The following is a 24,556-nucleotide window of genomic DNA, read 5'->3' as shown; positions in this document are numbered from 1 at the left end:
CTCAGCACCGGGGCCGGGCTCAAGGTTGCCAGACGCTCTTGTCGCCACTCAAGCGCCGGTCGAGAAAACTTGCCGCGCTGATCAGCGCCAGGTGGGTCAGGGCCTGGGGCGTGTTGCCCAGGTGGCGGCCGTGGCTGTCGAACTCCTCGGCGTACAGGCCCAGGGGGTTGGCGTAGCGCAGCAGTTGCTCGAACTCCAGGTGCGCCTGCTCCAGGCGCCCGGCCCGGGCCAGGCATTCGACGTACCAGAACGAGCAGGCGGCGAAGGCGCCTTCGGTGCCGGCCAGGCCGTCGATCTGGCTGTCGTCATTGCGGTAGCGGTAGACCATGCCGTCACGCACCAGGCTCTTTTCGATGGCATCCAGGGTCGCCAGCCAGCGCGGGTCCTTGGCGCTGACAAAGCGCACCAGGGGCATCAGCAGCATCGAACCGTCCAGGGCGGTACTGCCGATGTGCTGGACGAAATGCCCGTGCTCCTGGTTCCAGAACCGGCTCCAGATATCGTCGTAGATGGCTTGCCGGGTCTGGTCCCAGCGGGCGAAGGGGGCCGGCAGCGAACGCTTGGAGGCCAGGCGGATGGCGCGGTCCACCGCCACCCAGCACATCAGCCGCGAGTGCAGGAAGTGGTGCTGCTCGCCGCGCATCTCCCAGATGCCCACATCCTTGCTCTGCCAGCTGTCACAGACCTGGTCCACCACCTGTACCGTGTGTTTCCAGCCTTCGTGGGAGATGGCCTCGCCGTACTTGTTCACCAGGTACACCGCATCCAGCAGCTCGCCGAAGATATCCAGCTGCACCTGGTCGTAGGCCTGGTTGCCGATGCGCACCGGTTGCGCACCGCCGTGCCCGGAGAGGTGCCCAAGCTCGGTCTCCGGCAACTCCTGGCGGCCGTCGGTGCCGTACAGGATATTGAGCTTCATCGGTTGCCCATGGCAGTCGCTGACCCGGCCCCGCAGCCAGCCCATGTAGGCGTTGGCCTCCTCGACGAAACCCAGGCGCATGAAGGCGTAGACGGTGAACGAGGCGTCGCGTACCCAGGTGTAGCGGTAGTCCCAGTTGCGTTCGCCGCCGGGGCTTTCCGGCAGGCCGAAGGTGGCCGCCGCGAGGATCGCGCCATGGCGCCTGGAGGTCAGCAGTTTCAGCGCCAGGGCCGAACGGTTGACCATCTCGCGCCAGCGGCCGCGGTAGTTGGACTGGCCGATCCAGTCGCGCCAGAACTTCAGGGTGCGCGTAAGGTGCAGCTCGCTATCGCCGTGCCGCACCCGCAGATCGTCGACGCCACCGAGGATGAATTCGGCGCCCTGGCCCTGTTGCAGCACGAACTCGGCCCGCGCCGAGTCCCGTTCAAGGTAAAGCGGCTGGTCGCTCAGCAGGCGCAGCCCGGGCTGCCCGGGGGCTTCGAAGCACACCGAGTCGCCTTCCTGTCGTGCCCCGGTGGCGCCCCGGCCATAGTCCAGGCGCGGCGCACAGTGCAGGCGCAGCGTGGCCTGGCCGCTGACCACCCGTACCCGGCGGATCAGCAGCGGCAGCTGCTCGGGGTCGTCGTCGATGGTCAGCAGGTCGGTGACTTCCACCACCGCCTCGGTTCCCAGCCAGCGGGTCTGCAGGACGTTGCTGTCGGGCAGGTAGATCTGCTGGCGCCGGGCGTCGGCCAGCACCGGTGCCAGTTCGAAGATCCCGGCGGCGGGGGAGTCCAGCAGCGAGCAGAAGATGCTCGGGCTGTCGAACTCCGGCCAGCAGAAGAAGTCGATGCTGCCCTGGTCGTCGACCAGGGCGGCGCTGCGCATGTCGCCGATGATGCCGTGGGCGTCGATGGGGCGTTGTGCCGTGGGATGCTGGTCAGCCATTGCCGCGAAACTCCGGATAGAGGCTCATGCCGCCGTCGATGAACAGGGTGCTGCCGACCACATAGTCGGAGGCGTCCGAGGCCAGCCATAGCGCGGCATTGGCCACATCCTCGGGGTCGCCGACCCGGCCGTAGGGAATCAGCTTGAGCAGTTCCTGCTCTGCCGCGCCCTCGGTGGCGGCGCGGTTGATGGCGGTGCGGATCGCCCCCGGGGCGATGCCGTTGATGCGGATCCGCTGCTGGCTGACTTCCTGGGCCAGGGTGCGCATCAGCATGTCCACGCCGCCCTTGGAAGCCGCGTAATTCACGTGCCCGGCCCAGGGAATCAACTGGTGCACCGAACTCATGTGGATGATCTTGCCCGCCGCCTTGGACACCTCGGCGCGCACTCCCTGGCGCCGGAAGATGTTCAGCGCCGCGCGAGCGCAGAGGAACTGCCCGGTGAGATTGACGCCGATCACCCGGTTCCAGTCGTCCAGGCTCAGGCTGGCGGCCGGCCCATCCTTTTGCAGGCCGGAATTGGCCACCAGGATGTCGAGAAAACCAAAGGCCTCGATGGCCTGGGCGAATAGCGCCTCGACCTGGGCCTCATCGGCCACATCGGCGCCAATGGCAATGGCCCGGCCGCCTTCGGCATTGATCCGCGCGGCCAACTGCTCGGCCGGCGCGGCCTGGGAGTTGTAGTTGAGCACCACGCTGGCGCCGGCCGCCGCCAGGGCGATTGCGGTGGCGGCGCCAATACCGGAGCTGGCGCCAGTGACCAGGGCTACCTGTTGGTCGAGGGATATCTGCATGCACTGCACTCCTGTCGCCGCTGTCGAAGGCCGGGGCTGATGTGCCCATGCGACACGCAACGCATCAGTGGCCCCTGTTGTGCTGACCCCGGACGCGGTTCAGGAGTTCATTTCAGCGCGGTTGTTGCAGCCCGCGCAGCAGCAGCTCAAGCGCTTGCAGGGCTTGTTGCAGGCGTTGCTCGGGCTGTTCGGCGGCGGCGATCCACAGCGCCGCGTCCACCAGGCTGCCGTTGATCAGGCGCGCCAGGGCCTGGCTCGGCGCGGGCGTGATCAGCCCGGCTTCGACCAGCGCTTGCAGGCGGCGGCTGAGGGAGTCGATGCAGTGTTCCTCGGCTGGCTGCCGTTGCCCCAGTACGGCCCGGGCATCCTGCAGGACGATGCGGCGGATTTCGGCTTCCTGGGCCATTTCCAGGTAGGCCCGGCAGCGCTGGGCAAAGCCTTGCCAGGGATCACTGGCCGCTGCGGAAATGGCCTCCAGGCGCTCATCCATTTCACTGTCGATCTGCTCCACCACCGCCGCCAGCAACCCCTGCTTGTCACCGAAGTGGTGATACAGCGCGCCCCGGGTCAGCCCGGCTTCGGCGGTCAGGTCGTCCATCGAGGTCTTGGCGTAGCCCAGGCGGGCAAAGGCCTGGCGCGCGCTGGCAATCAGCCTGGCGCGGGTTTGCTCGATCATCGCGGCGCGTGGGCGGCTGCTCATGGACACAGTTCTCCAACAAATGGCGGGTTGACATACGAGGCGTATGTTTACATGATTTTTAACATACGAGGCGTATGTGTTTCTACTGTGCCTGCCCTTTGTGGCAAGTTGCAGCCCCCCAAGGAGTCGTTGTAAATGGCAAACCCCTACCGCGAACTGTTCAAGGCCCCCGGCAGCCGGGCCTTTGTGCTGGCCGGGATGATCGCGCGCATGCCGATCTCCATGACCGGCATCGGCCTGATCACCATGCTGGCTCAACTGCACGGCGGGTACGCCCTGGCCGGCTCGGTGGCGGCGACGTTCGCCCTGGCCACGGCGTTCTGCGCGCCCCAGGTATCGCGCCTGGTGGACCGTTACGGCCAGAGCCGGATATTGCCCCTGGCCGCCGGCCTGGGGGGCGGGGCGCTGCTGGCCCTGCTGCTGTGCACCCGCTTGCAGGCCCCGCAATGGACCCTGTTCCTCTGCGCCGCCCTGGCCGGCTGCATGCCCAGCATGTCGGCCATGGTCCGTGCCCGCTGGACCGAGCTGTACCGCGGCCAGCCGCAGCTGCAGACCGCCTATGCCCTGGAGTCGGTGCTCGATGAGGTCTGCTTCATTGTCGGCCCGCCCTTGTCGGTGGGCCTCAGCGTCGGTCTGTTTCCCGAAGCCGGGCCCCTGGCGGCGCTGCTGATGCTGGTGCTGGGGGTCAGTGTGTTCGTCATGCAGAAAAGCACCGAGCCGCCGGTCCATCCCCATGAGGAAGGGCACGCTGGCTCGATCATTCGCTCGGTGGAAATCCGCCTGCTGCTGTTGCTGATGACCGCCATGGGCACCATCGTCGGGGTGGTGGACGTGGTCAGCGTGGCTTTCGCCCAGCAACAGGGGCAGCCGGCGGCGGCGAGCATCGTGCTCTCGGTGTACGCCATCGGCTCATGCCTGGCGGGCATCGCCTTTGGCGCCCTGAAACTGGCCACGCCCTTGCCCCGGCTGTTCATGTACGGCGGTATCGCCACGGCGCTGACCACCTTGCCGCTGCTGCTGGCGAGCAACATCCTCGGCCTGTCCCTGGCGGTGTTCGTTGCCGGGCTGTTTTTCTCGCCGACCCTGATCGTCGCGATGGCCCTGGTGGAACGCAGCGTGCCGCCGGCCAAGCTCACCGAGGGCCTGACCTGGCTGGTCACCGGCCTGAGCATCGGCGTGGCCCTGGGGGCCGCGGGGTCCGGAGCGCTGGTGGACCAGTTCGGCGCCCGCAGCGGCTTCTGGCTGGCCCTGGCGGGCGGCGCGGTGGTACTGGGGGCGGCGTTGCAGAGCTATCGACGCATGCGCTGAGCTGATCGATGGACTAATTTGTTCCCCTCGTGCTGCGTTTCTTTAGCGTCCATCCGTCGAGGGAATAACCGTGACTCAGTTGAACCTGCTGTGCCTGCCGTATTCCGGCGCCAGCGCCATGGTCTACAGCCGCTGGCGCCGCAAGCTGCCGCAGTGGCTGCACCTGCAACCGCTGGAGCTGCCCGGGCGTGGCGCCCGTTATGCCGAGCCGCTGCACACCGACATGCGCGAGCTGGCGCGGCAGCTTGCCCTGGAAATCCGGGGCACGCTGCGTACCCCTTACGCCCTGTTCGGCCACAGCCTGGGCGCCTTGCTGGCCTGCGAACTGGCCCATGCCCTGCGCGCGCTGGGGTGCCCGGAGCCGGTGGCGCTGTTCGCCTCGGGCACTGCTGCGCCGACCCTGCGCACCGAATACGACCGGGGGTTTGCCGAGCCCAAGACCGATGAGCAACTGATCGAACAGTTGCGCACCCTCAACGGCACCAGTGAAGAAGTGCTGGCCAACCAGGAACTGATGAGCCTGACCTTGCCGATCCTGCGGGCCGACTTTCTCTTGTGCGGGCGCTTTCGCCCGGTGCAACGGCCACTGCTCAATTGCCCGGTGCATGTGCTGGGCGGCAAGACGGATCGCGCCACCACCGAGCAACTGATCGGCTGGAGCAAGGAAACCCACGGCAGTTTTTCGGTGGACATGCTGGCGGGCGGGCACTTCTTCATCCACGAGCACGAGGCCAAGGTGCTGAGCCTGCTCAAGGGCCATCTGGAGGTGCATCGCCGCCGCCACCTGCAACCGGTAGCCGCGGTTTCCTAGCGGCTACACACTTGCTTGCTGTAGCCGCTGGCGCAGGCTGCGCACGGCCCGCAGGGGCGCAAAAATCCCGGGTTCGCCAGGGGTTCGGCTGGCGATCGCCAAGCAAGGCCCGGCGGGCCTTTGTGCAGCTTCGCGGGCTCAGCAGCGGCTACAGGGAAGAGGGTGGGGCGGTTGGTGGGGCTCAACCCAGGGAGCTGCCCAGGCGCCAGTAGCCCATCAGGGTCAGGTTGCGACGCTCCTGGCCGCGCTCGTTGATCAGGTGGCGGCGAATGTTCATCACCGTGGCCGACTCGCCGGCCACCCAGGCGTAGAAATCGTTGTCCGCCGGTTGGGCGGTTTCCCAGAGGCGTTGTTCGTCGTTGCGTTCGGAAACCTTGATCGGCCGGCGCTGGCTGTTGGCCGGCGGCAGTTCGGCCAGCTCCCGGGCGGCATGGATCAGGGTTTCGCCATGGCGTGCGCCCAGCAGGTCCCGGGGCAACCAGTTGATCCGCGCCAGCGGGTGGCAGCGCAGGTCGATGCAATCGCTTTCATAGGGCACTTCGATAAACGCCTGCACATCCGGATGGTCCGGATAACCCTGCAGTTCTTCCAGAATGCCGGCAATCGCCGGCAGCGCGGTTTCATCGCCCATCAACAGCACCTTGCGGATCCCCGCCGGCGGCAGCCATTCATAACCACCGGGGTCGCCGCTGTAGGCCTTGTTCGGCACCACCATCTGCAGGCGGTCGCCGGGCTGGGCATGGGTGGCCCAGGCGGAGGCCGGGCCGTTGACCCCGTGCAGGACGAAATCCACATCCATTTGCGCAGGGTGCAGGCGCAGGGCGCGAATGGTGTAGGTGCGCATTGGCGGTTGCTGCTCGGCCGGCAGCTTGCGCCGGGCCGCCTGCCAGTCGCCTTCCACCGGCAGTTGCGAGGGCGTGCCATCGGCCCCGGGAAACAGCAGCTTGATGCGCTGGTCCGGTGCCAGGGTACGCGCCTGGGCGATGTCCTCGCCGGTGAACACCAGGCGGGCCATGGACGGGCTGAGGTGGATGCGCTGCTTGAGCTCGACGTTGATTACCCGGTAGCCCTTTGGCCTGGACCGGTCGATGCCGGTCAGTTTGCGCAAGCCTTGGGTGAGGAGGCCGGTCAGCGATTGAGCGGAAGACATGGGCGGGTACCTGCTGCAAGGGGAGGATAAGGAAGGAACGAAGGATGAGCGGGGTGATTTACTGCTGGCGGCGCCTGCCCAATCACCCTGAGGGGCCCGCAAGCGGGTTGTTCTGGCGCTGTGCGGGGTTAATTTTCCCCGGCCTTCATCCGTTCCGTAGGGATGACCGAGCCAATGCTCGATACCCAACAAGTAAGTACGGATGACTCCCGATGAATGCAGAAGACTCCTTGAAGCTCGCCCGCAGATTCATTGAACTGCCGCTGGAAAAGCGCCGGCTGTTCTTGAAGGCTCTGGACAAGGAAGGCGTCGACTTCTCTCTGCTGCCGATTCCGGCGGGGGTTGCGGTGCCTGATCGCCAGGCCCTGTCCTATGCGCAGCAGCGCATGTGGTTTCTCTGGCAACTGGATCCGCAGAGCGCGGCCTACAACCTGCCCAACGCGGTCCGCCTGAGCGGGCCGCTGGACCGGGCAGTGCTGGCGCAGGCCTTCGACTGGCTGCTGGAGCGGCATGAGAGCCTGCGCACGGTCTTTGCCCTGGAGGACGATGAGCCTCGGCAGGTGATCCAGGAGGCGCGGGTCGACATCGATTATCGGGAGCTCTGCGACCTCGACCCGGCGCAGCGCGAAACCAGGGTGCAGCAGTTGGCCGACGCCGAAGCGCGCCGGCCCTTCGATCTGCAACAGGGGCCTTTGCTGCGGGTCTGCGTACTGGGCCTGGGCGAGCAGGAGCACGTGATGCTGCTGACCCTGCACCATATCGTCGCGGATGGCTGGTCGATGGGGGTCTTGATCGAAGAATTCCTGCACGCCTACGACAGCCTGCTCCAGGGCGAGGTGCCGAACGTCCCGGCGCTGCCGATCCAGTACCGCGACTACGCCCTGTGGCAGCGCAGCTGGCTGGAGGCAGGGGAGCAGGAGCGGCAACTGGACTACTGGCAGGCCAAGCTGGGTGACGAGCATCCGCCGCTGAAACTGCCCACCGACCATCCGCGGCCGGCCCATTCCAGCCGCCAGGGGCGCCGCCTGGATTTTGCCCTGGAACAACCCCTGGCCCAGCAACTGGGCGCCCTGGCGCGCCAGCAGGGGGTGACCCTGTTTGCCGTGCTGTTGGCCGGCTTCAAGCTGCTGCTATCGCGCTACAGCGGCCAGCAGGACATCCGGGTCGGCGTGCCCATCGCCAACCGCACGCGCCAGGAAGCCGAGGGGCTGATCGGTTTCTTCGTCAACACCCAGGTACTGCGTACCGAACTGAGCCCGCAATTGACAGTGCAGCAACTGCTGGCCGATATCCGCGAGACTACCCTGGGCGCCCAGGCCCATCAGGACCTGCCCTTCGAACGCCTGGTGGAAGCCCTGCACCTGGAGCGCAGCCTGAGCCACAGCCCGCTGTTCCAGGTGCTGTACAACCACCAGCCCCAGGTCACCGAACTGACCACCTTGCACAGCCGCTCCGGGCTGCAAGTGCAGGCCTTGCCGCGCAACGAGCGCACGGTGCAGTTCGACTTGACCCTGGACACTTTCGAACGCGGTGGCCAGTTGCAGGCCGCCTTCACCTACGACTGCCAGTTGTTCGAAGCGCAGACCATCGAGCGCATGGCCGGCCACTGGCAGAACCTGTTGTGGGCGATGGTGCGCGAGCCGCAGTCGGCGCTTGCCGAACTGCCGCTGCTCAGTGCCCAGCAGCACCGGGGCTTCCTGGCCCAGGGGGCTGGCGCAGAAGAGGTGTTCAGCGCCGAATCGGTGCTCGAACTCTTTGCCCGCCAGGTCGCCGCGCAGCCCGAAGCACCGGCCCTGGTATTCGCCGGGCAGTGCCTGAGCTACCGCGAGCTGGACCTGCGTGCCAGCCGTCTGGCCGCAGCGCTGGTGGCGCGTGGCGTGGGGCCGGAAGTGCCGGTGGGTATCGCTGTGGAGCGTTCCCTGGAGATGGTGCTGGGCCTGTTGGCGGTGCTCAAGGCCGGCGGTGCCTATGTGCCCCTGGACCCGCAATACCCCGAACAGCGCTTGAGCTACATGCTTGAAGACAGCGGCGTACGCCTGCTGCTGAGCGAGACGGCGGTGCAGCCGCGGCTGCCGGTGGCGGCCCGGGTCGAGGTGCTGTTGCTGGATCAGGCACAGGCCTGGGCGCCGGACAGCGATCCGCTGGCAGCCTTGCCCGGGATGGCTGCCGGGAACCTGGCCTATTCGATCTACACCTCCGGCTCCACCGGTGCCGCCAAAGGCGTGAGCATCACCCACGGAGCCCTGGCCAACTATGTGCAGGCGATCATCCAGCGCCTGCCGCTGGGGGCTGCGCGCACTATGGCCGTGGTCTCGACCATCGCCGCGGATCTTGGCCACACCACGCTGTTCGGCGCCCTGTGCTCCGGCAGTTGCCTGCACGTGATCGACCTGGATACCGGGTTGGACGCCGACGCCTTCGGCGCCTACCTGCACACCCACCAGATTGATGTATTGAAGATCGTCCCGTCGCATTTGCAGGCGCTGATGAGTGGCGAAGAACCGGCCCGCTCCCTGCCGCGCCAGTGCCTGGTGCTGGGCGGCGAGGCCTGCCCGGCGGCTCTGGTCCGCAGGATCGCGACCCTGGCACCGGAGTGCGCGGTGTTCAACCACTACGGCCCCACGGAAACCACGGTCGGCGCCCTGACCATGGCCGCCGCCACGCTGGCGGACGAGCGGGCGGTGGTGCCCCTGGGCCTGCCGCTGGCCAACGTCCGTGCGCGGGTGCTGGATGCATCCTTGCAACCGGTGGCGCCCGGCACTCCGGCCGAGCTGTACCTGGGTGGCGCCGGCCTGGCGCGGGGTTACCACCAGCGCGCGGCCTTGACCGCCGAGCGCTTTGTGCCGGACCCCTTCAGCGGCGACGGGCAGCGCCTGTACCGCACCGGTGACCTGGCGCGCTATCTGGACGGCGGGGTTATCGACTACCTGGGCCGCATCGACCATCAGGTGAAGATCCGCGGTTACCGTATCGAGCTGGGGGAAATCACCGCGGCCCTCAAGCAGTTGCCCCAGGTCGAAGACGCCGTGGCACAGGTGGTCAGTGTGGCGGGCGAGTCGCAAGTGGCGGCCTATGTGGTACTGGCCAAGGCTCAGGAACCGGAGGCGGCGTGGCAGGAGATCCGCCGGCAACTGGCGGTGGCCTTGCCCGACTACATGCTGCCCATGCATTTCCTGGCGTTGGCCGGCATGCCCTTGACCCCCAACGGCAAGCTCGACCTGCGGGCCCTGCCGCCATTGCAGCAGCAGGCGCCGGTGGAAGCCTTTATGGCCCCGGTCAGCGAGCTGCAGCAGGGCGTCGCGGCGATCTGGCAGGCGGTGCTCAAGGTCGAGCGGGTGGGCCTGGGCGACAACTTCTTCGCCCTGGGTGGCCATTCATTGCTGGCAACCCAGATCATGTCCCGGGTGCGTCGCCTGCTGGGGGCGGACGTGCCGCTGCGGGTGCTGTTCGAAACCTCGCGCCTGGACGAATTCGTCGAACAGGTACAGGCCTGCGCGGGCGCCGCGGCACTGCCGCAGATCGAGGTGCTGGAGCGTGATGGGCCCTTGCCGGCCTCCCATGCCCAGCAGCGGCAATGGCTGTTCTGGCAGATGCATCCGCAGAGCACCGCCTACCACACGCCGATCGTGGTCCGTTTGCAGGGGGAACTGGACCAGGCTGCCTTACAGCAGACCTTCGATGCCCTGGCCCAGCGCCATGAAGCGTTCCGCACCACCTTCACCCAGCATCAGGAACGCCTGTGCCAGGTGGTGCATGCACAGGGCGCGATCAGCGTGGCCTGGGAGCGATTGACGCCGGGCCTGCCCCGCGAAGCCGTCCAGGCCCGCGCCCTGGAGGAGACCCAGCAACTGTTCGATCTGGAGCGCGGGCCCCTGTGCCGGGCCCGGGTGCTGCAGATCGCCGAGCGCGATTACCTGCTGGTGGTGACCTTGCACCACATCATTTCCGATGGCGCCTCCATGAGTGTGCTGGCCCGGGAATTCGTCGCGCTGTACCGCGGCTTGATCCAGGGGCAGGCACCGCAGTTCGAGCCGTTGAGCGTGCAGTACGCCGACTACGCTAACTGGCATCGCAGCTGGCTGGAGCAGGGCGAGCAACAGCGCCAGCTGGATTACTGGCGCCAGCAACTGGGGCTGGAGCATCCGGTTCTGGAGCTGCCTCTGGATCATCCACGCCAGGCGTTGGTCTCCCACCGCCAGGAACGCCTGGGTCTGCGCCTGCCGGCGGACCTGGAGCAAGGGCTACGGCGAGTGGCGCGGGAACATGACATGACCCTGTTCCAGCTGTTCCTGGGGTCGTTCGCGTTGCTGCTGCACCGTTACTCCGATCAGCCGGATATCCGCATCGGAGTGCCGGTGAGTAATCGCCGCCACCAGGAAATGGAAGGGGTGATGGGCTTCTTCGTCAACACCCTGGTGATGCGCGTCGAGCTGGCGCCGAGCCTGCCGGTGGGGCAGTTGCTGCGTCAGGTCAAGGCCACGGCCCTGGCCGCCCAGGCCCATCAGGACCTGCCGTTCGATCGTCTGGTGGATGCCCTCAAGCCCCAGCGTGCGCTGGACCAGAACCCGTTGTTCCAGGTGATGTACAACCACCTGAGCATTGCCGGGGAAAGCACCGACGGCACCAGCCTGCCGGGCCTGCAAGCCGAGGAAATGGTCCTGCAGGGCGGTACCGCGCAATTTGACCTGACCCTGGAAACCCTGGAGACCGACGCCGGGATCAACGCTTCGTTCATCTATGCCGGCGAATTGTTCGAGGTCTCCACCGTCCAGAGCCTTGCCGATCACTGGCGCAATCTGCTGCAAGGCATGCTTGAACCGCAGCAAGCCCTGGGCGAGCTGCCGATGCTGGGCCAGGACGAGCAGCGCCGTATTCGCCAGGAGTGGGACCACACCGATGTGGTCTACCCGACCCATCGTTTTGTCCACCAGCTGTTTGCCGATCAGGCGGCCAAGGCGCCGGATGCACCAGCGGTGTTCTTCGCCGAGCAGCGCCTGAGCTATCGCGAGCTGGATATTCAGGCCAACCAACTGGCGCACAAGTTGATCGAACTGGGCGTTGGCCCGGAAGTGCGGGTGGCCATCGCCATGCCGCGTTGCGCGGAAATCATGGTGGCCTTCCTGGCTGTGCTCAAGGCTGGTGGGGTTTATGTGCCGCTGGATATCGAGTACCCCCAGGACCGCCTGCGCTACATGATGCAAGACAGCGGCGCGTGGCTGCTGCTGACCCAGAACCATCTGCTGGATCGCTTGCCGATCCCCGATGGCCTGCCGACCTTGTCGGTGGAACGGGCCGCAGATTTTGCCGGCTACCCGGCCAGCGCCCCCCAAGTGGATCTGGCCGAGGAAAACCTCGCCTATGTGATCTACACCTCCGGTTCCACCGGGCTGCCCAAAGGCGTGGCGGTGTCCCACGGCCCGCTGGCCATGCACAGCCTGGCCACCGGCGAACGTTATGAAATGAGCCCGGCGGATTGCGAGTTGCACTTCATGTCCTTCGCCTTCGACGGCTCCCACGAAGGCTGGATGCACCCGCTGATCTACGGGGCCAGCGTGCTGATCCGTGATGACAGCCTGTGGTCGCCGGAATTCACCTACGAACAGATGCACCGCTACGGCGTCACCGTCGGTGTGTTCCCGCCGGTGTATCTGCAACAACTGGCGGTGCACGCCGAGCGCGACGGCAATCCGCCGGCGGTGCGGGTCTACTGCTTCGGCGGCGATGCCGTGCCCCAGGCCAGTTACGACTTGGCGTGGCGAGTGCTGCGTCCGAAGTACATCTTCAACGGTTACGGCCCGACCGAGACTGTGGTCACTCCGTTGATCTGGAAGGCCCGTGTCGGTGATCCCTGTGATGCGGCCTACGCGCCTATCGGCAATATCGTCGGCAACCGCAGCGCCTACGTGGCCGATGCCAACCTCAACCTGTTACCGGTGGGCGTGGCGGGCGAGCTGTACCTGGGTGGCCTGGGCGTGGCCCGGGGTTACCTGGATCGACCTGGGCTGACAGCGGAACGCTTTATCCCTGACCCCTACAGCACCACCGGTGCCCGGTTGTACCGCAGCGGCGACCTGACCCGCTACCGCACCGACGGCCTGGTGGAATATGTGGGCCGTGTCGACCATCAGGTGAAGGTGCGGGGTTTCCGTATCGAGCTGGGCGAGATCGAAGCGCGCCTGCTGGAACAGGACCCGGTGCTGGAAGTGGCGGTGATCGCCCAGCCAGGGCCGAGCGGCCAGCAGCTGGTGGGCTACATCGTGCCGGTGGACGCCGAGGTGGCGTCGAGCAACGAGCGCCAGGCGCAGTTGCGCGAGAGCATCAAGGCTCGCCTGCGGGAAAGCCTGCCGGACTACATGGTGCCCACTTACCTGCTGTTCCTCGAAGCGCTGCCGCTGACGCCGAACGGCAAGCTGGACCGCAAGTCGCTGCCAAAAGTCGATGCGCAGCTGATGCAGCAGACCTACGTCGCGCCGCAAAACGACCTGGAGCAGCAGATCGCGGCGATCTGGGCCGATGTGCTGAAGCTTGAGCAGGTGGGCGTCACCGACAACTTCTTCGAGCTGGGTGGCGACTCGATCATCTCGATCCAGGTGGTCAGCCGGGCGCGGCAGGCCGGTATCCGCTTCACCCCCAAGGACCTGTTCCAGCACCAGACGGTGCAGGGGCTGGCCACGGTGGCGGAGCAGGGCGAGGGTGGTTTGCAGATCGACCAGGGCCCGGTGCGTGGGCAGATGCCGCTGCTGCCGATCCAGCAGTGGTTCTTCGACACCCCGGTGCCGGAACGGCATCACTGGAACCAGTCGGTGCTGCTCAAGCCGCTGAAGCCTCTGAGTGCCGAGGCACTGCAGCAGGGCTTGCAAGCCTTGCTCGAACACCACGACGGCCTGCGCCTGAAGTTTGTCGAAGAAGGCGCAGCCTGGGTCGCGACTTATGCCCCGCTGGGGCAGATGACTGCGGCACCGTTGGCGGCGACGCAGGCCGATGCGCTGCTGTGGCTGGCGGACGACGCCACTGAAGATTCGTTGCAAGCCCTGTGCGATACCGCGCAACGCAGCCTCGATCTGCAACAGGGGCCTTTGTTGCGTGCCGTGCTCTTCACGTTGCGTGATGGCACCCAGCGCCTGCTGCTGGCCATCCATCACCTGGTGGTGGACGGGGTGTCCTGGCGGGTGCTGCTGGAGGACCTGCATCAGGCCCTGGTACAGCAGGCCGCCGGGCAACCCATCAAGCTGCCGGCCAAGACCAGCTCCTCCCAGGCCTGGGCCGGCCAGTTGCAAGCCTATGCCCGCAGCGCGGCGCTGCAGCAAGAGCTGGGTTACTGGCAGGCGCAGTTGCAGGACGTGGATTCGGGCCTGCCCTGCGACCGGGCAACGGATCAGGTGGTGATCAAGGATGCCAGGAGTGTCAGCACCGAGCTGGACCCAAGCTATACCCAGCGCCTGTTGCAGGATGCGCCGGCGGCCTATCGCACCCAGATCAACGATCTGCTGCTCACCGCCCTGGCCCGGGTCATCACCCGCTGGACCGGCGACAGCAGCGCCCTGGTGCAACTGGAAGGCCACGGCCGCGAAGAGCTGTTCGACAGCATCGACCTGAGCCGCACCGTGGGCTGGTTCACCAGCGTATTCCCGGTGAAGCTGACGCCGCAGCCGGCCCTGGCCGACTCGATCAAGCTCATCAAGGAACAGCTGCGGGCCGTGCCCAACAAGGGCATCGGCTTTGGTGCCCTGCGCTACCTGGGGGACGAAGCGGCGCAACAGACCCTCGCGGCATTGGCGGTGCCACGCATCACCTTCAACTACCTGGGCCAGTTCGATGGCAGCTTCGATGAGCCGGATGCCTGGTTTGCCCCCAGCGCCGAAGCCAAGGGTGCCGATCAAGGCGCCCAGGCTCCGCTGGGCAACTGGCTGAGCATCAATGGCCAGGTCTATGGCGGCCAATTGAAGCTGGGCTGGACCTTCAGCCAGGCGATGTTCGATACCGCCACCATCGAGCACCTGGCGGATGACTACGCCCGGGAACTCAAGGCGCTGATCGAGCATTGCAGCCAGCCCGAGCACCGTGGGGTAACCCCGTCGGACTTCCCGCTGGCGGGCCTGAACCAACAGCAACTGGACCAGTTGCCACTGGCCCTGGCCGAGGTCGAGGACCTCTATCCGCTGTCGCCGATGCAACAGGGCATGCTGTTCCACACCCTCTACGAGCAGGGCGCGGGCGACTACATCAACCAACTGCGGGTGGATGTGGACGGGCTCGAACCCGAGCGCTTCCGCCAGGCCTGGCAGGCGGCCATCGACAGCCATGACATCCTGCGCAGCGGCTTCCTCTGGCAGGGCGAGCTGCCGGCGCCGATCCAGGTGGTGCACAAGCGTATCCGCCTGGACTTTGTCGAGCATGACTGGCGGGCGAACGAGGCCGTGCCGGCCGCCCTGGATGGCTTGGCCGAAGAAGAGCGCCTGCGTGGTTTCGACCTGCTGGCCGCGCCCCTGCTGCGCCTGACCCTGGTGCGCACTGGCGAGCAGCGTTACCACCTGATCTACACCAACCACCACATCCTGATGGACGGCTGGAGCAACTCACGGCTGCTAGGGGAAGTGCTGCAGCGCTATGCGGGGCAGTTCGCGAGCCAGGCACCCGGGCGCTATCGCGACTACATCGCCTGGCTGCAACGCCAGGACGCCCAGCTCAGCGAGACCTTCTGGAAGCAGCAACTGGCGGCCCTGGATGAGCCAACCCGTCTGGCCCAGGCCATCAGCCGCGGTGGCCAGGCCCTGGCCGGCAAGGGCTACGCCGCCTATCAACAGCACCTGGACCTGCAACAGACGCAACGCTTGAGCGAGTTCGCCCGCCAGCAGAAGGTCACGGTCAACACCCTGGTGCAAGCCGCGTGGCTGTTGCTGCTGCAACGCTACACCGGGCAGGACAGCGTGGTGTTCGGCGCCACGGTGTCCGGGCGCCCGGCGGAGCTCAAGGGCGTGGAGCAACAGATCGGCCTGTTCATCAACACGCTGCCGGTCGTGGCTGCGCCGCGCCCGGACATGCCGGTCAGTGACTGGCTGCAACTGGTGCAGGAATGCAACCTGGCCCTGCGCGACTTCGAACACACGCCGCTGTACGACGTGCAGCGCTGGGCGGGCCTGGGGGGTGAGGCGCTGTTCGACAATATCCTGGTGTTCGAGAACTACCCGGTGTCCGAGGCCCTGGCCCAAGGTGCACCGGCGCAGTTGAGCTTCGGCATGGCGGCCAACCATGAGCAGACCAACTACCCACTGACCCTGTCGGTGTACCTGGGGCAGACCCTGGCGTTCGACTACAGCTATGCCCTGGAGCATTTCGCCGAGGCGAACATCCGGCAACTGGCGGGCTACCTGGAGCAGGTGCTCATGGCGCTGGTGGAGCAGCCGCAGTCGAGCATCGGCGAGTTGGCGTTGACTGGCGCTACCGAGCGCCGCTTGATCGAGGAGCAACGCAGCCGTACTCCGGCGCGAGACCTGTCGCCGCTCTGCGTCCAGCAGTTGATCGAGGCCCAGGCCGCACGCACTGCGGATGCCGTGGCGCTGCTGTGTGCCGGTGAGCAACTGAGCTATGGCCAGTTCAACCAGCGGGCCAACCAGTTGGCCCATGCGTTGATCGAGCAGGGCGTGGGCCCGGATGTGCGGGTGGGCATTGCCGTGGAGCGCGGGCTGGACATGCTTGTCGGCCTGCTGGCGGTGCTCAAGGCCGGTGGCGCCTATGTGCCGCTGGACCCCGAATACCCCCAGGAGCGCCTGCACTACATGATGCAGGACAGCGGCATCCAGCTGCTGCTGACCCAGTCGCCGCTGCTGGAACGCCTGCGCGACGGGGTGGAGGTACCCCACCTGTGCCTGGATCAGCAGGGCCTGGACGGCTACTCCCTGAACAATCCAGCGCCGCGGGCCCAAGCCGACAACCTGGCCTATGTGATGTACACCTCCGGTTCCACCGGCCGGCCCAAGGGTGTGGATATCAGCCACCGCGCCTTGACCCAGCACGCCCAGGTTTCCCGGGACTACTTCAAAATGAGCGCGGCAGACCGTGGCCTGCAGTTCTCCACCTTCAACTTCGACGCCTTTGTCGAACAGCTGTACCCGGCGCTGATCTGTGGCGCCTCGGTGGTGATTCGCGGCAAGGCGCTGTGGGACAGCGAAACCTTCTACCGCGAGCTGATCGAGCAGGGCATCAGCATCGTCGATCTGAGCACCGCCTACTGGTTCATGCTGGGCAAGGACTTCGCCAGCCGCGAACCCCGCGACTTTGGCCGCCTGCGCCAGCTCAACCTGGGGGGCGAAGCCATGCCGGCAGAAGGCGTGGCGGCGTGGAAGAAGGCCGGCCTGAAACACGCCTGCCTGCTCAACACCTACGGGCCGACCGAGGCCACGGTGAGCGTTACCGCCCATGACTGCAGCCGTTACCTGCAGGACGGGCAAGCCTTGCCGAGCCAGATGCCGCTGGGCAAGGGCTTGCCGGGCCGCTCCATCTACTTGCTGGACAACAGCGGCAACCTGACCCTCAGCGGCGCCACCGGCGAGCTGATGATCGGGGGCGAGCTGCTGGCCCGGGGTTACCACGACCGCCCAGGCCTGACTGCCGAGCGTTTCATTCCCGATCCGTTCAGCAGCGATGGCGGTCGCCTGTACCGCTCCGGCGATCTGGCCCGCTATGACGCCGAGGGCGTGATCGAGTACGCCGGGCGCATCGACCACCAGGTGAAGATCCGCGGTTTCCGCATCGAAATGGGCGAGATCGAAGCGCGGCTGCTGGAGCTGCCACTGGTGCGCGAAGCCGTGGTGCTGGCCCAGGAGGCGGCCGGTGGTCCACAGCTGGTGGCCTACGTAGTGGCGGCCGCGGGCGTGGCGGTAGAGAGCCCGGAACAGCAGGCACAGGTGCGCGAGCAACTCAAAGCGGCCCTCAAGGAGGTGCTGCCGGACTACATGCTGCCGGCGCACCTGCTGTTCCTCGAAGCGCTGCCGCTGAGCCCCAACGGCAAGCTGGACCGCAAGGCCCTGCCCAAGGCCGACGCCAGCCTGTTGCAGCAGGCCTACATCGCCCCACAGAGCGAACTGGAACAGCAGGTCGCGGCGATCTGGGCCCAGGTGCTGGAGGTCGAGCAAGTGGGCATGAACGATAACTTCTTTGAACTAGGTGGGCATTCCTTGTTGGTAACCGCGATGGTCTCTCGAGTCCAGCTCAAGCTTGGGCGCCAGGTCAGTGTGCAGATGGCGTTTGAATTTCCCACCCTGGGGCTGTTCGTCAGCCAGTTGCAACAGACGCCCGGCCAGGTGCAAGGCGCCGACCTGAGTGCGCTGGAACTGTTGCTCGACGAAATGGAGGCTGTGTAATGGACAACACCACCGCGCTGAAAATTGTCAAAGGCTTCATCCTGCTGCCCCTGGAGAAGCGCAAGGTCTACCTGCAGAAGATGCTCGAACAGGGCATCTCCCCGGCCAACCTGCCGATTCCCGAGGTGCGCCTGAGCCAGGAGCGCCTGCCGCTGTCCTATGCCCAGCAACGCCAGTGGTTCCTCTGGCAACTGGCGCCCGAGAGCACGGCCTATCACATTCCCAAGGCCCTGCGCCTGCGCGGGAAACTGAATGTCGAGGCCTTGCAGCGCAGCTTCGACAGCCTGATCGCCCGGCATGAAAGCCTGCGCACGCATTTCGTCGAGGAGGCCGACACGGCGCTGCAGGTGGTCGCCCCCGAGGTGCGCCTGGAACTGGTGCGCCAGGCACTGCCGGCCCAGGCGAGCCAGCAGCAGATCAATGCGGCCGTGCAGGACTTCGTCCAGGCCCAGACCCGGCAACTGTTCGATCTGCTGGCCGGGCCGTTGCTCAGGGTCGGCCTGTTGCAGGTGGCCGAGGATGACCATGTGCTGGTCCTGACCCAGCACCACATCGTCTCCGATGGCTGGTCGATGCAGGTCATGGTGGATGAACTGATCGCGTTCTACATCGGTTTCTGCCAAGGGCAGACGGCGTCGTTGCCGGCGCTGCCGATCCAGTATGCCGACTACGCCCTCTGGCAGCGCCACTGGATGGAGGCCGGTGAAAAGGACCGGCAACTGGCCTACTGGACAGCGCAACTGGGCGGCGAGCAACCCTTGCTCGAACTGCCTCTGGATCGCCCGCGCCCCGCGGTGCAGAGCCATCGGGGCGGGCGCCTGGAGCTGACCCTGGAGCAGCCGTTGAGTGAAGCCCTGGGCAGCCTGGCCCAGCGGGAAGGGGTGACCCTGTTCATGCTGTTGCTGGCCTCGTTCCAGACCCTGCTGCACCGCTACAGCGGCCAGGCCGATATCCGCGTCGGTGTGCCCATTGCCAACCGCAACCGGGTCGAGACCGAGCGCCTGATCGGCTTCTTCGTCAACACCCAGGTGCTCAAGGCGGAGATCGACGGGCAGATGTCCTTCAGCCAGTTGCTGCAGCAGGTACGCCAGACCGCCCTGGCGGCGCAGGCGCACCAGGACCTGCCGTTCGAGCAGTTGGTAGAGGCCTTGCAGCCGGAGCGCAGCCTGAGCTACAACCCGCTGTTCCAGGTGATGTTCAACCACCAGGTGGAAGCGGCGGTCGCAGGCAAACCCCTGAACCTGCCTGGCCTGAGCATCGAGGCCCTGGACACCCAGGGGCAGTCGGCGCAGTTCGACCTGACTCTGGACACCGTGGAAACCCAGGGCCGGATCGCCGCGTCCCTGGTCTATGCCACCGATGTGTTCGACGCCGCCACCATCGAGCGCCTGGCCGCCCATTGGCGCCAGTTGCTGCAAAGCGTGGCCAGCCAGCCACAGCAGCGCATCGGCCTGTTGCCCTTGCTTGAGGCTGATGAGCGGGCGCAGATCCTCGACCAGTGGAACCGGCAGCAGCAGGCATTCCCTTCCCGGGCCTGCGTCCATCAGCTCATCGAGGCCCAGGCCGCCAGGGCGCCCCAGGCCATTGCCCTGACCTTCGCCGGGCAGAGCCTGGACTACCAGCAGCTCAACGAGCGGGCCAATCGCGTGGCGCACAAGCTCATCGAGCAGGGCGTGGGGCCCAATGTGCTGGTGGGGCTGGCGGTGGAGCGCAGCCTGGAGATGGTCATCGGCCTGTTGGCGATCCTCAAGGCCGGCGGCGCCTACGTGCCGCTGGACCCGGCCTATCCCCAGGACCGCCTGCAGCACATGATGCAGGACAGCGCCATCGCATTGCTGCTGACCCAGGAGCATCTGCTGCAGGGCTTGCCGGCGTTTGCCGGCAGTACCTGGTTGCTGGAGCAACCCCTGGACGGCTACCGGGTAGACAACCCCGAGGTCGGGGTGACGCCCGAAGACCTGGCCTACGTGATCTACACCTCCGGTTCCACCGGCAAGCCCAAGGGCACCTTGCAGCCACACCACAACGTCCTGCGCCTGTTCGCGGCCACCGAGCAGTGGTTCCAGTTCGGCGCCGAGGATGTCTGGAGCCTGTTCCACTCCTATGCGTTCGACTTCTCGGTGTGGGAGATCTTCGGTGCCCTGCTGTATGGCGGGCGGCTGCTGATCGTCCCCCAGGAGGTGGCGCGCTCGGCCCAGGACTTCTACCCGCTGCTCTGCAGCGAGGGCGTGACGGTGCTCAACCAGACGCCGTCGGCGTTCCGCCAGTTGATGCACGTGGCCTGCAGCGCCGAGCCTGCGCATCGGTTGCGCTACATCGTGTTCGGTGGCGAGGCCCTGGAGGTCAATACCCTGCAACCCTGGTTCCAGCGTTTCGGCGATCAGCGCCCGCAGTTGGTGAACATGTACGGCATCACCGAAACCACGGTGCACGTGACCTACCGTCCCTTGTCCGTGGCGGACCTGAGCCTGGCGGGGGCCAGCCCGATTGGCGAGCTGATCCCCGACATGTCCTGGTATTTGCTGGACAGCAACCTGCAACCGGTGCCCAAGGGCTGCATCGGTGAACTCTATGTCGGGCGTGCCGGGCTGGCCTGGGGCTACCTGAACCGCGGCGACTTGAGTGCGGCGCGGTTTGTCCCGGACCCGTTTGGCGAGGCTGGTGGGCGTCTCTACCGCACCGGTGATCTGGCGCGTTATCAGGCCGACGGTTCGATCGGCTACATCGGCCGTATCGACCACCAGGTGAAGATCCGCGGTTTCCGTATCGAGCTGGGGGAGATCGAAGCGCGGCTGCTGGAATTGCCTGCGGTGCGTGAGGCGGTGGTGCTGGCCCCGGAAGGTCCCGACGGCCCGCAACTGGTGGCCTACGTGGTGCCCGCCGGCCTGGACTGGAACGGCCAGGACCCGCTTGCCGAGCAACTGCCCCTGCGCGACGCCATCAAGGCCGGGCTGCGCGAGCACCTGCCGGGCTACATGGTTCCGGCCCATGTGCTGTTCCTCCAGGCGCTGCCCCTGACCGCCAACGGCAAGCTCAATCGCGCTGCCTTGCCGGCCATCGACGGCAGCCTGTTGCAGCAGGCCCACGTGGCCCCGCGCAGCAAGCGCGAACAGCAAGTGGCCGGGATCTGGGCCCAGGTGCTGAAACTGGAAAAGGTCGGCTTGACCGATAACTTCTTCGAGCTCGGCGGCCATTCGCTGCTGGCCACCCAGGTGATGTCGCGCATCCGCCAGGAGCTGGGCATCGAGGCCCCCCTCAAGCTGTTGTTCGAAGGCGAGTCGCTGGAAGATTTCGTCCGCCTGCTGGGCCCGGAAACTGCCCAGCCACTCCAGCCGATTCCCCTGGTGGACCGGCAGCAGCCGCTGGCGGTGTCCTATGCCCAGGAACGCCAGTGGTTCCTCTGGCAGCTGGACCCCGACAGCAGCGCCTATCACATCCCCATGGCCCTGCGCCTGCGTGGCGCTCTGGATAGCCAGGCCCTGCAAAGCAGTTTCGATGCCTTGATCGCCCGCCATGAAAGCTTGCGCACGCACTTTGTCGAAAGCGCCGGGGGCCTGACCCAGGTAATCGCGGCCCAGGCCCGTTTGCCCATCAGCCAGCAGGACTTGTCTCTGCTGGTGGAGGCCCGCAACACCGATGACTTGATCAAGCAGGTCATCGACACCCAGGTACGTCAGCCGTTCGACCTGCGCCAGGGGCCTTTGCTGCGGGCCACCCTGGTGCGCCTGGCGGCGGACGAGCATGTGCTGGTGCTGGTCCAGCACCACGTCGTTTCCGATGGCTGGTCGATGCAGTTGATGGTGGAGGAACTGATCCGGCTCTATGGCGCCCATAGCCAGGGGCAGGAGGCCGAGTTGCCGGCGCTGGAGGTGCAGTACGCGGACTACGCGGCCTGGCAACGCCAGTGGATGGAAGCCGGTGAGCGCGAGCGGCAACTGGATTACTGGTTGCAGCAACTGGAAGGCGGCACTCAGGTTCTGGATTTGCCCCTGGACCATCCGCGGCCGTTGCAGCAAAGCCACAAGGGCGCGCGCCATGGCATCAGCCTGGATGGCGCCTTGCCGGGGGCCCTGAAACAGCTGGCCCAGCGTGAAGGGGTCACGCTGTTCATGCTGTTGCTGGCCTCGTTCCAGGTACTGCTGCACCGCTACAGCGGTCAGGCGGACATCCGCGTCGGGGTGCCCACCGCCAACCGCAACCGGGTGGAGACCGAGCGCCTGATCGGCTTCTTCGTCAATACCCAGGTGCTCAAGGCTGAAGTCGACGGGCAACTGAGCTTCAGCGACTTTCTAAGTCAGGTCAAAAGAGCCGCGCTGGAGGCCCAGGAGCATCAGGACCTGCCCTTCGAACAACTGGTGGAAGCCCTCAAGCCAGAGCGCAGCCTGAGCTACAGCCCGCTGTTCCAGGTGATGTTCAACCACCAGGCTGCCGCCCGCCAGGACGCTGCAACCCTGGAGGTTCCAGGGTTGCAGGTGCAGATGCTCAGTGGCGAGGACAGCACGACCCAGTTCGATCTGAGCCTGGATACCTTCGAGTCCGGGGATCGCCTCTGGGCTTCCCTGACCTATGCCTCCGACCTGTTTGAGGCGTCCACCATCGAGCGTCTGGCCCAGTCCTGGGTGCAGTTGCTGCAGGGCATTGTCCAGCAGCCGCGCCAGCGCCTGGGGGACTTGCCGCTGCTGGGCGCTGCCGAGCAGCACCAGTTGCTGCACGAGTGGACCCCGGCCACCGGCGAGTTTTTCGGCGAGCACTCTGTACACCAGTGGGTGCAAGCCCAGGTACAGAAAACTCCCGACGCCGAAGCCCTGCTATTTGCCGGCCAGCGCCTGAGCTACCGGGAACTCAATGCCCGGGCCAACCGTCTGGCGCACAAGCTGATCGAACTGGGCGTGGGGCCTGAAGTGCGGGTGGGCGTGGCCTTGCAGCGCACCCCGGAAATGGTCGTGGCGCTGCTGGCGGTGCTCAAGGCCGGTGGCGCCTATGTGCCACTGGACCCGGATTATCCCCAGGACCGTCTGGCCCACATGCTGCGCGACAGTCAGGCACAGATCCTGCTGACCGAAAGCGCCTTGCTGTCGCTGCTGCCGTCCGTGGAGTCCTTGCAGACCCTGCAACTGGATGCCCAGCCGGGCTGGTTGGATGGCTACTCGACAGACGACCCGGCGCCACGCGCGACCCCGGACAATCTGGCCTATGTGATTTATACCTCCGGCTCCACCGGCCTGCCCAAGGGCGTGGCGATTGCCCATCGCAACGTGCTGGCGCTGATCGACTGGTCGAACCGGGTGTACAGCACTGCAGACCTGCAAGGGGTGCTGGCTTCCACCTCGATCTGCTTCGACCTGTCGGTGTGGGAGCTGTTTGTCACCCTGTCCAGCGGCGGTTCCATCGTCCTGGCCCGCAACGCCCTGGAACTGCCAGAGCTGGCGGACCGCGACCGGGTGCGCTTGATCAATACCGTGCCTTCGGCGATTGCCGCGCTGCACCGCAGCGGGCAGATTCCGCCCAGCGTGCGGATCATCAACCTGGCGGGTGAGCCACTGAAACAGGCCCTGGTGGATAGCCTTTATCAGCAGCCCGGGCTGGTGCATGTCTACGACCTGTACGGCCCTTCGGAAGACACCACCTACTCGACCTACACCCGGCGCGAGGCCGGCGGCCAGGCCAATATCGGCCGGGCCATCAGCAATACCCAGAGCTACATCCTTAGCCCGGACCTGCAACCGGTGCCGGTGGGCAGTGCCGGCGAGCTGTACCTGGCCGGCGCCGGGGTGACCCGAGGCTACCTGGCGCGCCCAGGGCTGACCGCCGAGAAATTCGTACCCAACCCGTTCTCCAGCGACGGTGGCCGGTTGTACCGCACCGGCGACCTGACCCGTTACCGCGCCGATGGGGTGATCGAGTACATCGGCCGTATCGACCATCAGGTGAAGATCCGCGGTTTCCGTATCGAGCTGGGTGAAATCGAAGCGCGGCTGGTGCAGCAGGCGGCGGTGCGTGAAGCCTTTGTCCTGGCCCATGACGGCGAAAACGGCCAGCAACTGGTGGCCTATATCGTGCCGAGCGAGGCCACCCCGACCGTCGAGGCCCAGGCCGCCTTGCGCGAAAGCCTCAAGACGGCACTCAAGGAACACGTGCCGGACTACATGGTGCCGGCCTACCTGCTGTTCCTGGAAGCGTTGCCGCTGACCCCCAACGGCAAGCTCGATCGCAAGGCCCTGCCCAAGGTCGACGCCCAGCAGATGCAGCAAGTCTATGTGGCGCCGCAGAGCGAACTGGAGCAGCAGATCGCGGCGATCTGGGCCGATGTGCTGAAGCAGGATCGGGTGGGCATGAGCGACAACTTCTTCGAGCTGGGCGGCCACTCCCTGTTGGTGGCTCAGGTGGTGACTCGGGTCAAGCAGCAGTTTGGCGTGGATATGCCCATCAAGTCGCTGTTCGGCGCGGAGAGCCTCGCGGCCTTTATCGAGAAGGTTCAGGCCCTGCGGCAGACAACTTCTTCACTGCAGGATGAATTGGCTAAATCTTTGGAGGCCCTCAAACGTTTATCTCCCGATGATCTTGAAAAAATAATTTCTTAGGCGAGGT

8 protein-coding genes are annotated in these 24,556 nt (G+C 66.2%); 4 read left to right on the top strand and 4 right to left on the bottom strand.

Features of this window, described 5'->3' with window-relative positions:
• Positions 1 to 19: 19 nt before the first annotated feature.
• The 3 genes from ABCR88_RS22640 to ABCR88_RS22630 all read right to left on the bottom strand — a co-directional run bounded on the left by ABCR88_RS22640 (position 20) and on the right by ABCR88_RS22630 (position 3,339).
• Complete coding sequence (locus tag ABCR88_RS22640) at positions 20 to 1,846, bottom strand: glycoside hydrolase family 15 protein (protein WP_350403580.1); 1,827 nt, start codon at positions 1,844 to 1,846, stop codon at positions 20 to 22.
• On the bottom strand, positions 1,839 to 2,639 hold the full coding sequence (locus ABCR88_RS22635) for a glucose 1-dehydrogenase (RefSeq protein ID WP_232644731.1): 801 nt from the start codon (positions 2,637 to 2,639) through the stop codon (positions 1,839 to 1,841). The genes ABCR88_RS22640 and ABCR88_RS22635 overlap by 8 nt, the downstream gene beginning before the upstream one ends.
• A gap of 112 nt (positions 2,640 to 2,751) precedes the next feature.
• Positions 2,752 to 3,339 (bottom strand): TetR/AcrR family transcriptional regulator, encoded by a 588-nt coding sequence (locus ABCR88_RS22630; protein ID WP_350403579.1) that lies wholly within the window; start codon positions 3,337 to 3,339, stop codon positions 2,752 to 2,754.
• Positions 3,340 to 3,474: 135 nt separating this feature from the next.
• Here ABCR88_RS22630 and ABCR88_RS22625 point away from each other — a divergent pair, with 135 nt between their 5' ends.
• Positions 3,475 to 4,647 (top strand): MFS transporter, encoded by a 1,173-nt coding sequence (locus ABCR88_RS22625; protein ID WP_350403578.1) that lies wholly within the window; start codon positions 3,475 to 3,477, stop codon positions 4,645 to 4,647.
• A gap of 70 nt (positions 4,648 to 4,717) precedes the next feature.
• On the top strand, positions 4,718 to 5,458 hold the full coding sequence (locus tag ABCR88_RS22620) for an alpha/beta fold hydrolase (protein ID WP_015636428.1): 741 nt from the start codon (positions 4,718 to 4,720) through the stop codon (positions 5,456 to 5,458).
• Between the two features lie 181 nt (positions 5,459 to 5,639).
• Here ABCR88_RS22620 and ABCR88_RS22615 read toward each other — a convergent pair whose 3' ends face one another.
• Entirely contained in the window at positions 5,640 to 6,608 is a 969-nt protein-coding gene (locus ABCR88_RS22615) for a siderophore-interacting protein (protein ID WP_350403577.1), read from the bottom strand.
• A 212-nt stretch (positions 6,609 to 6,820) separates the two neighbouring features.
• On the opposite strand from ABCR88_RS22615, the gene ABCR88_RS22610 reads away from it, so the two are divergent.
• Both ABCR88_RS22610 and ABCR88_RS22605 read left to right on the top strand, forming a co-directional pair.
• Complete coding sequence (locus ABCR88_RS22610) at positions 6,821 to 17,968, top strand: non-ribosomal peptide synthase/polyketide synthase (protein ID WP_350403576.1); 11,148 nt, start codon at positions 6,821 to 6,823, stop codon at positions 17,966 to 17,968.
• Entirely contained in the window at positions 17,968 to 24,549 is a 6,582-nt protein-coding gene (locus ABCR88_RS22605) for an amino acid adenylation domain-containing protein (RefSeq protein WP_350403575.1), read from the top strand. The genes ABCR88_RS22610 and ABCR88_RS22605 overlap by 1 nt, the downstream gene beginning before the upstream one ends.
• The last annotated feature ends 7 nt before the right edge of the window (positions 24,550 to 24,556 follow it).

The organism is Pseudomonas sp. W17, from assembly GCF_040268305.1.
GTDB lineage: Bacteria > Pseudomonadota > Gammaproteobacteria > Pseudomonadales > Pseudomonadaceae > Aquipseudomonas > Aquipseudomonas protegens.
The sequence above is the reverse complement of the archived record's forward strand: the minus strand, read 5'-3'. Positions and strand labels throughout refer to the sequence as shown.